This is a genomic window from Marivirga arenosa, from assembly GCF_030503895.2.
GTDB lineage: Bacteria > Bacteroidota > Bacteroidia > Cytophagales > Cyclobacteriaceae > Marivirga > Marivirga arenosa.
Map to the genome: position 1 here is coordinate 3,698,532 of NZ_CP129970.2, position 16,537 is coordinate 3,715,068.

Annotated in this window: 12 protein-coding genes; 9 read left to right on the plus strand and 3 right to left on the minus strand. The window is 31.8% G+C overall.

Annotated elements, in window-relative coordinates:
- Nucleotides 1-2 precede the first annotated feature (2 nt).
- Nucleotides 3-1,133: a tRNA guanosine(34) transglycosylase Tgt gene (gene tgt, locus QYS48_RS16045; RefSeq protein ID WP_308356814.1), complete on the minus strand. Its 1,131-nt coding sequence runs from the start codon at nucleotides 1,131-1,133 to the stop codon at nucleotides 3-5.
- A 92-nt stretch (nucleotides 1,134-1,225) separates the two neighbouring features.
- Between tgt and QYS48_RS16050 the strand changes: the two genes are divergently transcribed.
- From QYS48_RS16050 to QYS48_RS16090, 9 genes are all read left to right on the plus strand, one after another.
- On the plus strand, nucleotides 1,226-2,338 hold the full coding sequence (locus QYS48_RS16050) for a glycosyltransferase (protein WP_308356815.1): 1,113 nt from the start codon (nucleotides 1,226-1,228) through the stop codon (nucleotides 2,336-2,338).
- Nucleotides 2,329-2,946 carry a sigma-70 family RNA polymerase sigma factor gene (locus tag QYS48_RS16055; protein ID WP_308356816.1) on the plus strand — a complete coding sequence of 206 codons (618 nt, stop codon included), beginning with the start codon at nucleotides 2,329-2,331 and terminating at the stop codon, nucleotides 2,944-2,946. Before QYS48_RS16050 ends, QYS48_RS16055 begins: the two co-directional genes overlap by 10 nt.
- Nucleotide 2,947: 1 nt before the next feature.
- Nucleotides 2,948-3,571 (plus strand): 16S rRNA (guanine(527)-N(7))-methyltransferase RsmG, encoded by a 624-nt coding sequence (gene rsmG, locus QYS48_RS16060; protein ID WP_308358439.1) that lies wholly within the window; start codon nucleotides 2,948-2,950, stop codon nucleotides 3,569-3,571.
- A gap of 13 nt (nucleotides 3,572-3,584) precedes the next feature.
- Nucleotides 3,585-4,328, plus strand: coding sequence for a hypothetical protein (locus QYS48_RS16065; protein ID WP_308356817.1), 744 nt, complete (start codon nucleotides 3,585-3,587; stop codon nucleotides 4,326-4,328).
- A gap of 179 nt (nucleotides 4,329-4,507) precedes the next feature.
- On the plus strand, nucleotides 4,508-6,145 hold the full coding sequence (locus QYS48_RS16070; RefSeq protein ID WP_308356818.1) for a CTP synthase: 1,638 nt from the start codon (nucleotides 4,508-4,510) through the stop codon (nucleotides 6,143-6,145).
- 7 nt (nucleotides 6,146-6,152) lie between these two features.
- Nucleotides 6,153-7,991 carry a membrane protein insertase YidC gene (gene yidC / locus QYS48_RS16075; protein ID WP_308356819.1) on the plus strand — a complete coding sequence of 613 codons (1,839 nt, stop codon included), beginning with the start codon at nucleotides 6,153-6,155 and terminating at the stop codon, nucleotides 7,989-7,991.
- Between the two features lie 187 nt (nucleotides 7,992-8,178).
- Nucleotides 8,179-11,340, plus strand: coding sequence for a two-component regulator propeller domain-containing protein (locus QYS48_RS16080; protein WP_308356820.1), 3,162 nt, complete (start codon nucleotides 8,179-8,181; stop codon nucleotides 11,338-11,340).
- A gap of 3 nt (nucleotides 11,341-11,343) precedes the next feature.
- Nucleotides 11,344-11,934, plus strand: coding sequence for a response regulator transcription factor (locus tag QYS48_RS16085; RefSeq protein ID WP_308356821.1), 591 nt, complete (start codon nucleotides 11,344-11,346; stop codon nucleotides 11,932-11,934).
- Between the two features lie 73 nt (nucleotides 11,935-12,007).
- Nucleotides 12,008-12,439, plus strand: coding sequence for a hypothetical protein (locus QYS48_RS16090; protein WP_302125688.1), 432 nt, complete (start codon nucleotides 12,008-12,010; stop codon nucleotides 12,437-12,439).
- Between the two features lie 2 nt (nucleotides 12,440-12,441).
- Here the strand turns inward: QYS48_RS16090 and QYS48_RS16095 are convergent, their stop codons facing one another.
- Both QYS48_RS16095 and ppk1 read right to left on the minus strand, forming a co-directional pair.
- Entirely contained in the window at nucleotides 12,442-14,331 is a 1,890-nt protein-coding gene (locus tag QYS48_RS16095) for a mucoidy inhibitor MuiA family protein (RefSeq protein ID WP_308356822.1), read from the minus strand.
- 30 nt (nucleotides 14,332-14,361) lie between these two features.
- A complete protein-coding gene (ppk1, locus tag QYS48_RS16100) occupies nucleotides 14,362-16,479 on the minus strand; it encodes a polyphosphate kinase 1 (protein WP_308356823.1) in 2,118 nt (705 codons plus the stop codon).
- Between the last annotated feature and the right edge of the window lie 58 nt (nucleotides 16,480-16,537).

The following is a 16,537-nucleotide window of genomic DNA, read 5'->3' on the forward strand; positions in this document are numbered from 1 at the left end:
TCTTAAAGACGAGTCATTAATTTTTTGACCATTTTCTCCTTCCAATCATAAAATGTGCCAGAGATAATCTGTTCTCTAGCTTCACCCACTAGCCAAAGGTAAAAAGTTAAATTATGAATACTCGCAATTTGAGCTCCAAGTATTTCTTTAGAATGAATTAAATGTCTTAAATACGCTTTTGTATAAAATGTATCCACATAAGTACCAAGATTAGGATCGATCGGAGAAAAATCATCTTCCCACTTTTTATTTCTAATATTGATGATACCCTCTGTCGTAAATAACATTCCATTTCTTGCATTTCTGGTTGGCATTACGCAATCAAACATATCAACACCCAGTGCTATACATTCTAATATATTAGCAGGAGTACCTACTCCCATTAAATACCTCGGTTTATCCTGCGGGAGAATATCACAAACCAATTCAGTCATTTCGTACATATCTTCAGCAGGTTCACCAACTGATAAACCTCCGATTGCATTTCCTGCTCTATTCTTTGAAGCAATTTCTTCCGCTGAACGCTTTCTTAAATCTTTATAGGTACTTCCTTGTACAATAGGAAATAGAGATTGTTCATAACCATATAGGCCTTCTGAATTGTCAAATTGCTGAATACATCTATCCAACCATCTATGAGTCATATCCATAGATTTTCGAGCATACTCATAATCACATGGATAAGGTGTACACTCATCAAAGGCCATAATGATATCAGCGCCTATTTTTCGCTGAATATCCATAACTCCTTCAGGGCTAAAGATATGCTTAGAACCATCGATATGAGATTTAAAAGTTACTCCTTCTTCCTTAATTTTTCTAGTGCCAGAAAGACTATAAACCTGATAACCACCACTATCAGTTAAAATTGGTTTATCCCAACCATTAAATTTATGAAGCCCCCCTGCTTTTTGTAAAACATCCAATCCCGGTCTTAAATAAAGGTGATACGTATTTCCTAATATAATCTGTGCTTGAATATCATCCTTTAATTCACGCTGATGCACTGCCTTCACAGATCCAGCCGTACCCACCGGCATAAATATCGGTGTCTTTATAGTTCCATGTGCTGTTGTCAGTTCTCCTGCCCTAGCACTTGAGTTTTTATCTTTATTTGAAATAGTAAATTGCATAAGATTGCAAAAATATAGCTTCTGAAGAATTTATAGTTTTTATTTTCTAATATCTTTGTTGAAATGCAAAATCAATTTATAAAATGACTGAAATGAGCTTACTAGGTATTGCATTTATTTTCTCATTTCTGATTCAATTATACTTTCAGTCAAAATACTTTATACCTTTTATTTTTCATAAGTCAGATCATGATTTCAATAAGTCATCAAAAAAGCCCGTATCTGTAATAATCTGTGCTCATAATGAGTTAAAAAACCTGAAAACCAATTTAATCTCCTTTTTAAACCAACATTATGAGGATTATGAAGTTATTTTAGTCAATGATCGTTCAAAAGATGGCACAAAAGAGTGGTTAAATAAGGTTCAATTACAAAACCGAAAACTTAAAGTTATTGATATAGACAAAGTACCAAATCATTATAATCCTAAAAAATATGCAATCACAATTGGCGTAAAAGAAGCAAATAATGAAATTTTGCTATTGAGTGATGCTGATTGTAAGCCATCTTCTTCAAATTGGATTGACAGAATGTCATCTTTATTTACAAATAAAATAGATATCGTTTTAGGCGTTTCATTATACCATAAGGGTTCTGGCTTTTTAAGTCAATTTATAAATTTTGAAACGCTTCAAACTGCTTTATTATATTTATCATTTGCCTATAAAAATTCTCCCTATATGGGGGTAGGAAGAAATATTGGGTATAGAAAATCATTTTTCTTAAAAACAAATGGATTTGATGGTTTCCAAGAAATAATGGGGGGAGATGATGATTTATGGGTTAATAAAAATGCGAATAAAGATAATACTGAAATTTGCATTTCGCCTGATGCGATTACTTTTTCAACTCCCAAATCGAACTGGAAGGAATATTTAAATCAGAAGAAAAGACATTTATCAGTAGGGAAATATTATAAAAATAAAGACAAGTTTAAACTCGGACTATTTCATTTTAGCCAAACATTAATATGGATTTTATTAATATTTAGTTTAATCTTGGGAAGTCGTACTGAATTTTTAATTTTAAGTTTAACTTTTTTACTAAGGTTGATAGGACAATATGTCGTGTTTTACAAGCTTAGCATTAATTTTGGAATACTTTTTAGGCATTACTTTTTACCTATCACAGAATTCTTTTTTGTAGGGTTTTATTGGATATGGGGAGTATATGCTTCACTAACTAAGCATCATAAATGGAAATAAATAAAAATAGAAATTTCTCAGAGAAGGCGTTAAAAGATTTCAGACTAATAGATCAAGCAGTAATTGCCAAAGACCAAATGGCCTATGCTGAGTTAATGAAAAGATATAAAAAACCAGTTTATCACATGGTTTTAAAAATGGTTCGTAATGTTGATGATGCAGAGGACCTTACTATAGAAGCTTTTTCAAAAGCTTTCAAAAGTTTACATAGATTTAAAAAAGATTATACATTTAGTACCTGGCTTTTCAGAATTGCCACCAATAATGCTATTGATTTTATTAGAAAAAAGAAATTAAGAACCATTAGCATTCATTCGTCTTATAAAGATGATAATGGTGATGCTGTAGAGATTGATGTAGAAGATAAAGGGAATTTAACCCCTCAAGATAAAGCTATTAAAGAACAGCGAATTGAATTAATGAGAATGTTCGTTGATAAACTTCCTGCAAAATATCAGCGATTAGTGAAGCTAAGATATTTTCAAGAACTATCTTATGAGGAAATTGCAACTGAATTAGAAGCCCCTTTAGGAACTATAAAAGCACAATTACATAGATCCAGAGAATTAATGAGAGAATTAATTGAAGGAAAAGAGAATAGATTCTAAGATGGATAGTAGTGCGATTATAGAAAAATACTTTATTGATTTAAGTGAGCAACAAAAAGCCCAATTTAAAGAATTAGGAAGTTTATATGCTGAATGGAACGACAAAATAAATGTAGTTTCAAGAAAGGATATTGAAAACATTTATGAAAAGCATATACTCCATGCTTTAGCAATAGCTAAATTTCAAGATTTATCTGAAAAAAAAATCTTAGATGTTGGAACTGGAGGTGGTTTTCCTGGAATCCCTTTAGCAATTTTATTTCCCGATGCAGAATTCACTTTAGTGGACTCCATTGGCAAAAAAATTAAAGTTGTAAATGCAGTAATTGAAGCATTGGGATTAGAAAATGTTGAAGCATTTCATCAAAGAGCGGAAAAGACAAAAGGTAAATTTAATTTTGTAATAAGTCGAGCTGTAACCAGAATGAAGCCATTCTTACATTGGGTTAATCAAAAGATTTATTCAAACAAGCCTGAAGATAATTGTGGCGTAATTGCCTTAAAAGGTGGAGATTTAGAGGAAGAAATGTCTGAAATTAAAAGAATGTATCAAGAAGTGTCTATATCGGATTATTTCGAAGAAGAATTCTTTGATACTAAAAAAATCATATTCGTCCCATTCTAAACTATATTTATATATGAAAGTTTTAAAGTGGATTATCATCATATTATTAAGCTTAGGACTCATTGGTTATTTCGCCTATCTAATAGTAGATGAAGATTTACCTACAGGGGAAGAAGGTCCAAAAGCTGAAGAATTAGCTAATAGAATGCTTGAGGCAGTTAATGATTCCGCCTGGCATGCTATCGCAGTAGTAGAATGGAATTTTACTGGTCAGCGTCACTTAGTTTGGGACAAAGTAAATCATCGGGCAAAAGTATCATGGGATAACTATGATGTATTTATAAAACTTGGAACCAAAGAAGGTGTAGCATTTGCAAAAGAGAAAAAAATAGAAAGAGAAGAAGTATCTAATAAACTGCTAGATGAAGCTTATGGTATTTGGGCAAATGATTCATTTTGGTTAAATCCCATTACAAAAATAAAAGATAACGGAACGATTAGAAAATATGTCCCTCAAACCGATGAAAATAAAGAAGGCTTATTGGTAACTTATCAAACTGGAGGTGTTACACCGGGCGATTCTTATCTTTGGGTGGTTGACAAAAAAACGGCTTTAGCTGAATACGTTAAAATGTGGGTTCAAATAATTCCAATTGGTGGAATGAAATTCACTTGGGATGATTGGAATACTACGCCAGAAGGTGCCAAGATTGCTACTTCACATGAAAGTGTAATGACCATAAATATATCAGAACTTAATACATGGCCTTCTTTAAATATGTATCCAAATCTTAAAGAATTTGAGGTTTTAAATTGAGAATAATCAAATTAATATCATCCAATAATCGTATTAAGTTAGATTAACCTATTAACTATGAAAGCTTTCTGAATTCATATCAGAAAAATTTATATTATTATCCAAAATAGATGAATTATTTAAAATGCTTATACTACCTTTGTATCCCATAAGTATAGCAGGCATTTCAAAATTAACTTATGGCATCTCGAAAAAATACTAAATTCATCTTTGTTACTGGTGGTGTAACTTCCTCTTTAGGTAAAGGAATTATTGCAGCCTCTTTAGCTAAATTACTTCAAGCAAGAGGGTTTTCAGTTACCATCCAAAAACTAGATCCTTATATAAATGTTGACCCAGGCACATTAAATCCTTATGAGCATGGAGAATGTTTTGTTACAGAAGATGGTGCTGAAACTGATTTAGATTTAGGACATTACGAGCGTTTTCTGAACATAAATACTTCTCAAGAAAACAATGTAACTACCGGAAGAATATACTATAATGTAATTACCAAAGAAAGAGAAGGCGCTTACTTAGGAAAAACTGTACAGGTTATTCCACACATTACGGACGAGATAAAAAGAAATATATATTCAGTAGCCGAGAAAAATGATTATGATCTTGTAATCACTGAAATAGGTGGTTGTGTAGGGGATATCGAATCACTACCTTTTATTGAAGCCGTAAGACAAGTAAAATGGGATGTTGGACCTAACAATTTTCTAGTTATCAATCTTACCTTAATTCCCTATTTAAGTGCTGCTGGCGAATTAAAAACTAAACCGACACAACATGCTGTAAAGCAGTTATTAGAGTCAGGTATCCAACCTGATATTTTAGTATGCCGAACTGAACATAAGTTACCTCAAGAAATTAGAAAGAAATTAGCTTTATTCTGTAACGTAAATATTAATTCTGTTATAGAAGCGATGGATGCTGATTCAATCTATGATGTTCCATTACTAATGAGAAAAGAAAAACTTGATGAAAGGGTTTTAGCTAAATTAAAGCTTTCTCATAAACTGGAACCAGAATTAACACAATGGAAAAATTTCCTTGGTAAATTAAAGAATCCAATATCTGAAATCAGTATTGCATTAGTGGGTAAGTATATAGAACTACCTGATGCCTATAAATCAATTACTGAAGCTTTCATACATGCGGGAGCAGAAAATGAGACTAAAGTAAATGTAAAATGGATTCACTCGGAAGAAATCAATGAAGAAAATGTAGCCTCAATTTTGAAAGGCGTTCATGGTGTATTAGTAGCTCCAGGCTTTGGTGAAAGAGGAATTGAAGGGAAAATTCAAACCATTAAATATTGTAGAGAAGAGAAATTACCATTCTTTGGTATTTGTTTAGGAATGCAGTGTGCGGTTGTTGAATTTGCTAGAAATGTATTAGGCCTGAAAGATGCCTCTTCTACTGAGATTGATGAGAAAACAAAAAATCCAATTATTGATTTAATGGAAGAACAGCATAGCATTACTCAAAAAGGAGGTACTATGCGACTTGGTTCTTACGAATGTGAAATCAAAAAGAACACAAAAGCCTATCAAGCTTACGGAAAAACAAAAATTACTGAACGACATAGGCACAGATACGAATTTAATAATAGATATTTGCAGGAAATTGAAGCTGCGGGAATGATTGCCACAGGTAAAAACCCAAAAAGAAATTTAGTGGAAATTGTAGAAATACCAGATCATCCATGGTTTGTAGGAACACAATTTCATCCTGAGCTTAAGAGTACTGTATTAAATCCACATCCATTATTTGTGCGATTTGTAAAAGCTAGTTTAGAACATAAAATATTATCAGAATCGAATAATTAAAATTTAAATGGACAAAAATCAAGCAACAGGACTTATCCTGATTTCTATTTTAATGATAGCTTATTTTTGGTTTTTTGCAGAAGAACCAAAAATACCTGAAAATGGTGAGGATACTAAAATAGAACAAATCGATGAAAGTCAAATTGAAACAACAAGGACTCCAGAAGTCAAAGAATTTAAAAATGATTCTACTGTAAATCAAGAATTAATTAACCAATATGGTGCTTTTGCTACTGTGGCTAAAGGTGAATCTGAAATCACAACCTTTAATACAGATAAGCTTCAAATATCTTTTGATACTAAAGGAGGTAGAATCAACTCAGTTGAGCTAAAAGATTTTGAAACTTTTGATGGAAAACCAATTACCATAACGCAACAAGCTGATGAAGAAAAAGAGTTAATTTTTAATACGGCTACTGGTCCTGTAAACTTGTACGATCTTTATTTTGAATTAGTAGATGCACCTAAAAGACAAATTACTGATGGTGATACTATTCAATTTAAATATGTTGCTCAGATTGACGCTAATAAAAGCATAGAGCAAATCTATACACTTTCAGGAAATCAATATGAAGTAGGCTATGCTGTTGCCTTCAATGGCTTTACTAATGAAATTTTAGGCGATCAACTTACGCTAAGATGGAATAAAAAAATGCGCAAGTTTGAAAAAGACCTTGAGCAAAGTAGAGTTAAAGCCACTGTAAACTATTATTCTGAAACTGAAGGAATGGATGGTTTAAGTGAGAGATCTGAAGATGATAGTGAACAATTGACTGAAGCTGTAAAATGGTTCTCATTCAAGCAAAACTTCTTCATGGAGGCTATCATCACTGACATTCCGATGAACAGAGCTGAATTTAGCACTAACATTGAAGATCTTTCAGATGATTATGTTAAAAGAGGTACTGCAAAAGTTGAGATCGCATATAGCGAGTTTCAGAATAAAGCTGCTGAATTCAAATATTATTTTGGTCCTAATAATTACAAGGCCTTACAAAAGGTGGCTCCTGATTTTGAGGAAAACGTTTACTTAGGATGGTTCCCAATTAGTTTAGTTAATAAGTACGTTATCATTAACGTATTTTATGTTTTAGAGAAATACATCAGTAATTATGGTGTAATTATTATTATACTAGTTTTATTAATCAAACTAGCATTATCGCCACTTTCTTATAAATCATATGTTTCAATGGCCAAAACCAAGGTATTGAAACCTCAATTAGATGAGATTAAGGAAAAGCATGGAGGTGACATGCAAAAAGCTCAGGCAGATCAGATGGAGCTCTATAGAAAAGTAGGGGTAAATCCACTTTCAGGTTGTATACCTCTCCTATTACAGATGCCTATTTTATTTGCCATGTTCTACTTCTTCCCGAGTTCAATTGAATTGAGACAAGAAGCATTCTTATGGGCGAGCGATTTATCAACTTATGATAGTATAGTAAACTTACCCTTTGAAATACCATTCTATGGAGATCACGTGAGTTTATTCACTATTTTAATGACTGCATCTACCCTACTGATTACTTGGTCGCAAGGTCAAGTGAGCTCAGTACAAGGACCAATGAAAAACATTCAATATTTAATGCCAATCATTTTTATGTTCGTATTAAATAGTTTCCCTGCAGCATTAAGTTTCTATTATTTAATCGCAAACCTTATCACATTTGGTCAGCAAACTTTAATCAGAAGAATGATTGATGAGGATAAAATCATTAAGATTTTAGAAGAGAACAAGAAAAAGAATGCTAACAAAAAGACTTCTAAATTTCAGCAAAGATTACAAGAGGCAATGAAGGCAAGTGAGGAAGCGAAAAAAGGAAAATCAAAAGGTAAAAAGAAATAACATTCTTTGATTCCTGTAAATATTGAAAGGTGAGTGAAAAGCTCACCTTTTTTTATATTCATCTACTTCTAATATTTTCTACAAATTCTTTTTTAGAACTTCATATCATAATAATAGATTAATTCTATCCGAAAAATACAGATTTATAGGTATTGTTTTATAATTTAATTATTCAAATTATTGTTATATGATTAAGTACCTTTTTACTGCTCTTTTTATATTTATGCAGTTTATACTTCTGGCTCAGGATGTTTCCATAGAATTCAGACATCATGATAAAGCTTCAGGTTTGGATCAACCTTTTCCTTACAGCATTATTCAAGACAATAGTGGTTTCATCTGGATTGGAGGAGAAAATGGACTTTGGAGATACAGCGGAAGTGAATATAAACATTACCATCATATAATATCTGATCCAAACTCATTGGTGTATGATTTTGTATGGAAATTGTTCGAGGATAGTAAGGGTAATATTTGGGCTTGTACTTACGGTGGTGGTCTATCAAAATATAATCCTAAACTGGATCAATTTTCAAACTACGCTCATATTACTGGAGATTCCAATTCTTTAAGTGACAACAAAGTTAGAGGGATAGCTGAAGATTCGGATGGAAATATATGGATTGGAACTAATGAAGGACTTGACAAACTGAATCCCGAAACTGGGAAATTTCAACACTTCGGACTTCAAGATGGACTGGCTGATTTAACAGTAAGGACTATCAAGCTCTCAAAGGATAACTCACAACTATTTATTGCAACTGGAAATGGTGTAAACATACTTGATCTCCAAACTGAAAAATTTAAAACCATAGGAAAGGAAAACGATAGTATACCTGGTCTGAGGTATACCTATGTTTACGATTTACTTGAATATGATGGTCAACTATGGGTTGGTACTGGTGGAGGATTAGAAATAATTGATCTACGATCATTCAAAGTAAAACATATTTCAGCTAATCCTGAAAATGGTAAAGGCCTGAGTCATAATGTATGCTTTTCAATATATAAAAGTCCCAAAAACTCTGATATCATATGGTTTGGAACCATGAATGGAATAAACTATTACAATAAAAAGAAAGAACGATTTTTTTGGGTAGAAGCGCATCAAAAGGATGTGGACAATATAGGTGGAAATAGCATTTATAATGTTTTTGAAGATAATTTGGGTGGGGTTTGGGCCGCTGTAAATAATGGAGGAGTATATCAATCGCATCCTTCATTCAATAAATTTAAGTATCATAATTTTCTTCCCGCTAATACTGATAAATACCTTAACAGATATACTAGCTACATCCAACATAGTAATGACGAATTACTCATAACTTCTTATTCTGGCCTAATCGTATGGAATCAAAAAGACAATTCTCATCAAATCTTTAAAATGAATAATGGTGACCAAGGTAGTGTAAATAGAATGTCTCAAATCACTCGATATAATGAAAATGAGTATCTAATATCCGTTTGGGGTAATTTCATTTACCATTGGGATCATCATAAAAGGAAACTTACTAAGCTTAGAAACGATTCTGGAGACTCAAATTTAAATTTCAATTTAAGAATTTATGTAGATCATAATAATACCATTTGGTTGGGTAATAGCCTCAAAGGATTATATCAATACGATCTAGAAAAGCAAAAATTAAACCCTTACTTCGTAAGCGATTTATCAAATCTTGAAAATAGTGGTGATGAATATATTAAATATATAACAGAAGATAATAATAAAAGGTTATGGGTTGGCACTGCTGATGGTCTTCACTTATTAAAGGATGGCGTGTTTGAGAAATTTTCACCTTCCAGAAAAAAAGGAGATTTAAGCAATGGAAATATTAACCATATTGCTAATAGTTCAAAAAATGGCTTATGGATCAGCACTGAATTAGGATTAAATTTTTTCAGTTTTACAACTAATACTTTTACCAGCTACTATAAAAAAGATGGTCTCCCATCCAATGTTATTAGTGGAACATTAGAAGATGATAATGGAAATCTTTGGGTAGCAACAGCCTCTGGACTTGCTAAAATGAATGATGAAAAGCAATTTTCAATATATGATGGTAGTGATGGTTTAAGAGAAGAATATTTCATTTTTGGTTCTGCATTTAAAAGTGAGGATAATCATTTATACTTCGGAACTTCAAGAGAGATTGTGCATTTTAATCCTGATGAATTAGAATATAATAAAATGCCACCCAAGCCATATTTTGATCAATTATCTATTAATAATTCAGTTGTGAACATGGCAAGTAGACCTGATTTATTGAATTCTACTTTATCAGAATCTAGTTTATTAAGCTTTCAGCCCACCGATCTCTTACTAAATTTCAACTTCGATGCCCTAAACCTCATAAACGGCCAAAAAAATAAATATTCTCTAAAAATGGAAGGCTTAGACACTGAATGGCGGTCTCCATCTCTTAAAAAAAATGTAAGTTTCAGTAATTTACCAGCTGGTGATTATAAGTTAAGATTAATTGCTGTAAATGATGAAAATATCTGGAGCAAAGAGGAGGCCTCCTTAGCCATTACTGTATTACCCTATTGGTATGAATCCTGGTGGTTTAGAACAATTCTTGCATTTTCATTAATCCTAATTATAGGTTTAATCATTCAGTGGCGCTTTAATATTATTAAGAGCACAAATAGAAAACTTGAAGGTTTGGTTAAGAACAGAACTGAAGAAGTATTGGCTCAAAAGGAAGAAATTGAAAGCCAAAATGATAAATTACTTTCCAGAAATAACCGAATTGAACTTCTATTAAGAGAATTAAATCATAGAATTAAAAATAATCTTCAATTGGTATCAAGCATTCTTAATCTTCATAGTAGAAGTACGGATAATATTGATGCAAAAATGGCTCTAACTGAAGGTAAGTTAAGAATGCAAGCTCTATCATTATTACACCAAAAGTTATACATGACCGAAAAGTATACCGAGGTAAACTGTAAGGATTATATTAAAGAACTTCTAGACTATTTATCCATCGCCTTTAAAAGCAACTATTCTAATGTGGAGTTTATCCTTGATATAGACGATTTTAAACTCAATCTAGATCAAGCTGTTCCGCTTGGATTAATTTTGAATGAACTTGTCACTAATTCACTCAAGCACAGCGGAAAAGAAGAATTGAAAATTGAACTCCTTGCAAAAACAAACGCTGATAAAATAATGATCAATTTAAAAGATAATGGAGACGGTATAACTCAAGAACATTTTGAGCAAAGTAGCTCTTTTGGTATCAGTATGATAAAGTCATTAGTTGATCAAATTGATGGTAGGTTAAGTGTGGGCTGTAAAGATGGACCTCATTTTAAATTAGAATTTATTAGTAAGGAAAACGATTAAGAAATGAATGATTATAAAAATATCTTAGTCATTGAGGATGAATCATTAATCGCGCAGGATCTCTCCTATTTGCTACAAGATTTGGGCTATAATTGTATTGGCATTGCAAAGAATTATGAAAGAGCAATGCTATTATTCAATACTAATGATGTCCATCTGATTTTATGTGACATCAATATCGAAGGAGAAAAAGACGGTATTGAAACAGTATTAGAATTAAATAATATCAAAAAGACCCCTACCATATATCTTTCAGCCTATTCTGATCATAACTTAGTTAGCAGAACAGCAGATACGGAATCTTATGGATACTTGGTAAAGCCCTATAATGAAAGAAGTTTAGATGTTGCCATTAATGTAGCTCTTCAAAAGTTTTATAAAGAAAATCATACTGAAGTAAATAAAGACTTCTTAAATAATTTTACGACTCGTGAAGTTGAAATCATCAAATTATTGGCGGCTGGTAAAACAAGTTCAGAAATAGCGAATATCTTATTTATAAGTACTCAAACGGTCTCAAAACACCGAAGTAATATCCTTAAAAAATCAGGCTGTAAAAGTTCTACTGAATTGATACATCAGTACTATCAATAAGAAAAACTAATTTTAGAAAAAATTATTTATTTCAAATAATTGCTTAAATTAAGTTCTGAACAAACACAGTTTTATGAGATTATTTACTCATCCCAAATTGAGAATTACAGTAGAGGAAATTAATAATATCCCGTACATAAAAGAGGTTTGGAGAGGAGTTTTTAACCCAGAAGTTTTTCGAGATTTAATCGATACTTCCCTGTCTATTTATGCAGAAGAAATAAAGAAACATAAAGTAACTGGTCAATCTAAATTTTTACTTTTTGCAGATGTGACTGAATTAGAAATCATTAGAGCGGAGGAAATTAATTGGTTGGAAAGTGATATAAATCCACAATATGAACAACTTGGTTTTACTCATCAAGCTGTAATAGCTCCAGCAACCAAAGTAGCCTCTAATAAAGTGGAAGAATATGAGTCAGATGACGATGAAGCTGCTTTTGTAACAAAAGTTTTTAAAAATCATAAAGAAGGATTAAAGTGGTTTATTCATTTAAATCAATAATTTTATTCCAATATAACCTTCTCCCCTTTTGGGTATTTTACTTCATAAATAAATTTCTTGCTAACTGACTCATTACTATTTAGATTCAATTCCCATTTTAACTCTCCCGTTTTCTCAATATACTTCGCTTTAGATTTTTCCTCTAAGTTCACCTCTATCTGTTCTCTTAATGACACCGGTATTTGATCATATAAATTCAGTTTTATAGGCTGAGATTTAGTATTTCTTAACTTTATTTCAAAGCCTACTTTCTTACTTTGATTAAGTCCTATAAAATTTCGGGTACTAAAATCATCAATTTTATCTCTCTCAATTACTATACCTTTATCATTGCCTAATGATAATTGTAAAGTATCAATTGTAGCATTCGCATTTAATATAGTGGTTCCAACAAAAGCACCTTCAAAAAATAATTTAGCCTCTCCTTCCATTAAATTATATTGGTCCCAATTAGAAATAGCGGCTACTAAATAAGCATTTTTATCAAGTTTTGGTATAGCTACATAATGATAATCTGCCTTTACCTCGTATTCCTTCAAATCAATAAACATTTGAGGACTACCCGATTTTATAGTATATGCATCTTCAACCTCAAACTCAATATTGGTTTGTTTTTTAACAACTGTTGAGGTCATTTTTTCAGCACTATTTATATTCACTCCTGCTACTTTATCTTGCACTCTTTTTGATTTGGATAATCTTTCACCTCTTGAAGCATAACCGTAAGCTGTTACAACAACTTCTGATAATTCCTGAACATCTGTTTCTAATCCAACATTAATAATAGAAGAATTAATACCAACTGTTTTATTTTTCATACCGATATAACTGAAAACAAGTTGATTAGATCCTCTTGGAACGGTTACTGAATAGTTACCTTGTAAATCTGTAGTAGTTCCAATTGAAGTTCCTTGAACAATTACATTAACTCCAGGTAGAGGTTCTCCTGTTTCAGCATCTACTACACTACCTTTAACTGAATTGCGATTCACCCCTAAGTTAGAGATATCATTTTCTTTAAATTGAGTGAAACGAGCATAATCTAAATACCAAGTTTCCAATTCTGGTACATCTTTATTTTGATTCGGTTCAGCATTTGAAAATCGCAGTTTAACATTATTCCAATCTTCACCAGTTTGCTGAAAAACTTCAGCCTGATATTCTAATGCAATCGGTTGAGTGATATCTTTTACATTTAATCTATACTTTGGATACCAGCCCGCCCCTTCTACAAAATAGCTTACTTCAAAATTTGCATTGGTAGTTTTCAGAACCTCAACCTTTACTAAAATATTGCTTTTTGTTTCTTTTCCTAATCTTGCAATTCCTGATAATTGATTATTTAGTCTTGATAATCTGTTTCTTAAATCACTTAATTCAATATTTACGGTAGATTGTTCTTCTTTGATTGAAGTTAACTCCTTTTCATATAAACTTAGCATTTGTAATAGCTGAGTAGAAGATATATTCTCCGATCCTAAATTCTTATTTGCAGCTATTAAAGCTTCTTTTTGATTTAAGACATTAGATCTATTTGACTTTATTCTTATGTCATCTTCAACTTTGTCAATCAAATTTTGTAATGAATCAACCTTCTTAGAATTTGTATTCTCTTCTAAATAGTCATATTGATGTTGAACTGAAATGATTTTTAAATCACCGGCAGCTTTTACATTAATACTATTGGGATCCATATTAGGAGAAAGTGATTTCATTACTAAATCATAATTCCCTTTTTGTAAATTGATTGATCCCGTTCTGAATAACTGAGCACCTTTTAAAAACACGGTGACTTGATCTGTTTTAGTCGTTAATGTTTTTTCCTGATAGTCTTTTTGGCCTAATACATTAATTGATAATCCTAATAATAAAATGGTGATCAGCTGCTTCATATAAATGTTTGGTTAAAACTTAAAACGTAATTATTCGAATAATCGTACATCCTCAATTGATTCAGGTGTAACATTAAAAAATTCTTCGTGAATATTAAATGAAGCTTCATCTCCAGCTTCTACTTCTTTATAAAAACTATCCTCATTCATTTCATAAGCATTCACATTATCTTGTAAATTATATCTTAAGATATTCATGACTTGCTTTTTCAAGGTTTCATCTACTATGAGGAATAATGACTCTAATCTCCTTTCAAATGATCGAACCATCATATCGGCACTTCCTCCATACACCTTAGGGTCACCATTATTATGGAAATAATAAATTCTTGAATGCTCCAAGTAATTACCTACTATAGAACGAACTGTAATATTCTCACTCAATCCTTTTCTACCTGGACGCAAACAACAGATCCCTCTAACAATTAATTTAATTCTAACTCCTGCTTGAGAAGCAGCATATAATTCCTCAATAGTCTCTTTATCTTCAAGTGAATTTATTTTAATACAAATACCGGATGGAAGCCCAGCCTTTGCATTCTCTGCCTCCTGCTGAATTAGTCCGATTAAACGAGTTCTCATATCTTTAGGAGCCGTAATTAAACGCTCATATTCATGTGGAAGACTGTGCCCTGTAATTACGTTAAAGAACTCTGATATATCCTGAGCATAAACTTCATCTGTACTCATTAAACCAATATCAGTATATAACCTTGCAGTATCCTCATTATAATTTCCACTCGCCATGTGTAAATAACGCGTTACTTTTTCTTTCTCTTTCCTAACGATCATCAATAGCTTCGTATGAGTTTTATATCTGCTAATACCATAAATCACAAAACAGCCTGCTTTCTGAAGTCTTTTTGCTTCTCTTATATTATTTTCCTCATCAAAACGAGCTTTTACCTCAAATAAAACCGAAACATGAATACCATTTTCAGCTGCTTTTAATAAGGCATTTGTAATTCTTGAATCTTCGGCTAAACGGTATATGGTTAGCTTAATAGAAAGCACTTTTGGATCTTCAGCAGCTTTCTCTAGCATATCGATTACAGGTTCTATATTATTGTAAGGATGATGCAAGAGAATATCACGATCCTTCAAGATTTCAAAAATATTGTCTGAATCTGATTTATGTTCTGGAAATGCTAAAGGAGGAACTGGATCAGGTGTCGAAGGAATTTTATCCTTGAACTCGGTATGTTTTATAATTTGCCAAAGTGCGCTATAGTCAACTAAATCCCCTTTCTTAAACTTAAAAATATTGTCTTTGTCAATCTCCCATCTATCACAAAGAATTTTCATCATCCATTTGTCATAGTCTTTATCAATTTCGATTCGCACTACCCTACCAGTTTTTCGGGTCTTGAGCTTTTTACGCATTTCCTCTAGAAAATTAGCCTCAATATCATCACTTTCCTCGAGTGTGAAATCACCATTACGAGTAATTCTGAATAGGTTTACAGATAGAATTTCAATATTTCGGAATAGCTTATCAATATTAGCTTTAACTAATTCCTCTATAGGAATAAATAACATTTTATCATCACGCTCAACTTCATAAAACCTTTGAATATTTTGAGGAATCTGAATAAATGAAAGCTTTTTATTATCCTTTTTTTCACCGAAAGTCCTGGTAACTACAGAAAAAATAAGAAGCTTATTCATCAAAATTGGAAAGGTATGATAATTATCATACACCATAGGTGTGAGCATTGGGAAGATGATCTTATCAAAAAATCCATTTGCCTTCTTCAACTCACTATCATTTAAATCAGTCAACTTTGCAATTTTAAAGTTGTTCTCCTCAAAAATAGGTTCGAGCTCATTTTCAAAAAGCTTATTTTGCTCTTTTACAAAATTCTGGCATTCCGTTAATAGTTTTTTCCTGAAAGGCAACTCTCTTAAGCCCGAATAGTCAACACGCTCTCTACCATAATCTATATAATTATAGAGCGATCCCACTCTAATCATGAAGAACTCATCTAAATTTGAGGCAGTGATGGCTAAAAACTTCAAGCGTTCAAAAATTGTTCTACTCGGTTTTCTTGCTAAATCTAGCACACGATAATTAAATCGTAACCAACTTAAATCTCTACTTACTAAGTTACTCTTATTAATTAATGAACTTATTCTATCTATTGCCATGGAAAGTAATTCAAATTTTTATCTCAAAAAATTTCTTCTATGAAATAATTGAATGGTA

Excerpts from the sequence above, each read along its gene's own strand:
- yidC (WP_308356819.1), top strand. The coding sequence starts at position 6,153 with ATGGACAAAAATCAAGCAACAGGACTTATCCTGATTTCTATTTTAATG.
- QYS48_RS16055 (WP_308356816.1), top strand. The coding sequence starts at position 2,329 with ATGGAAATAAATAAAAATAGAAATTTCTCAGAGAAGGCGTTAAAAGAT.
- ppk1 (WP_308356823.1), bottom strand. The coding sequence starts at position 16,479 with ATGGCAATAGATAGAATAAGTTCATTAATTAATAAGAGTAACTTAGTA.
- QYS48_RS16070 (WP_308356818.1), top strand. The coding sequence starts at position 4,508 with ATGGCATCTCGAAAAAATACTAAATTCATCTTTGTTACTGGTGGTGTA.
- QYS48_RS16080 (WP_308356820.1), top strand. The coding sequence starts at position 8,179 with ATGATTAAGTACCTTTTTACTGCTCTTTTTATATTTATGCAGTTTATA.
- rsmG (WP_308358439.1), top strand. The coding sequence starts at position 2,948 with ATGGATAGTAGTGCGATTATAGAAAAATACTTTATTGATTTAAGTGAG.
- QYS48_RS16085 (WP_308356821.1), top strand. The coding sequence starts at position 11,344 with ATGAATGATTATAAAAATATCTTAGTCATTGAGGATGAATCATTAATC.
- QYS48_RS16065 (WP_308356817.1), top strand. The coding sequence starts at position 3,585 with ATGAAAGTTTTAAAGTGGATTATCATCATATTATTAAGCTTAGGACTC.
- QYS48_RS16090 (WP_302125688.1), top strand. The coding sequence starts at position 12,008 with ATGAGATTATTTACTCATCCCAAATTGAGAATTACAGTAGAGGAAATT.
- QYS48_RS16095 (WP_308356822.1), bottom strand. The coding sequence starts at position 14,331 with ATGAAGCAGCTGATCACCATTTTATTATTAGGATTATCAATTAATGTA.
- QYS48_RS16050 (WP_308356815.1), top strand. The coding sequence starts at position 1,226 with ATGAGCTTACTAGGTATTGCATTTATTTTCTCATTTCTGATTCAATTA.
- tgt (WP_308356814.1), bottom strand. The coding sequence starts at position 1,133 with ATGCAATTTACTATTTCAAATAAAGATAAAAACTCAAGTGCTAGGGCA.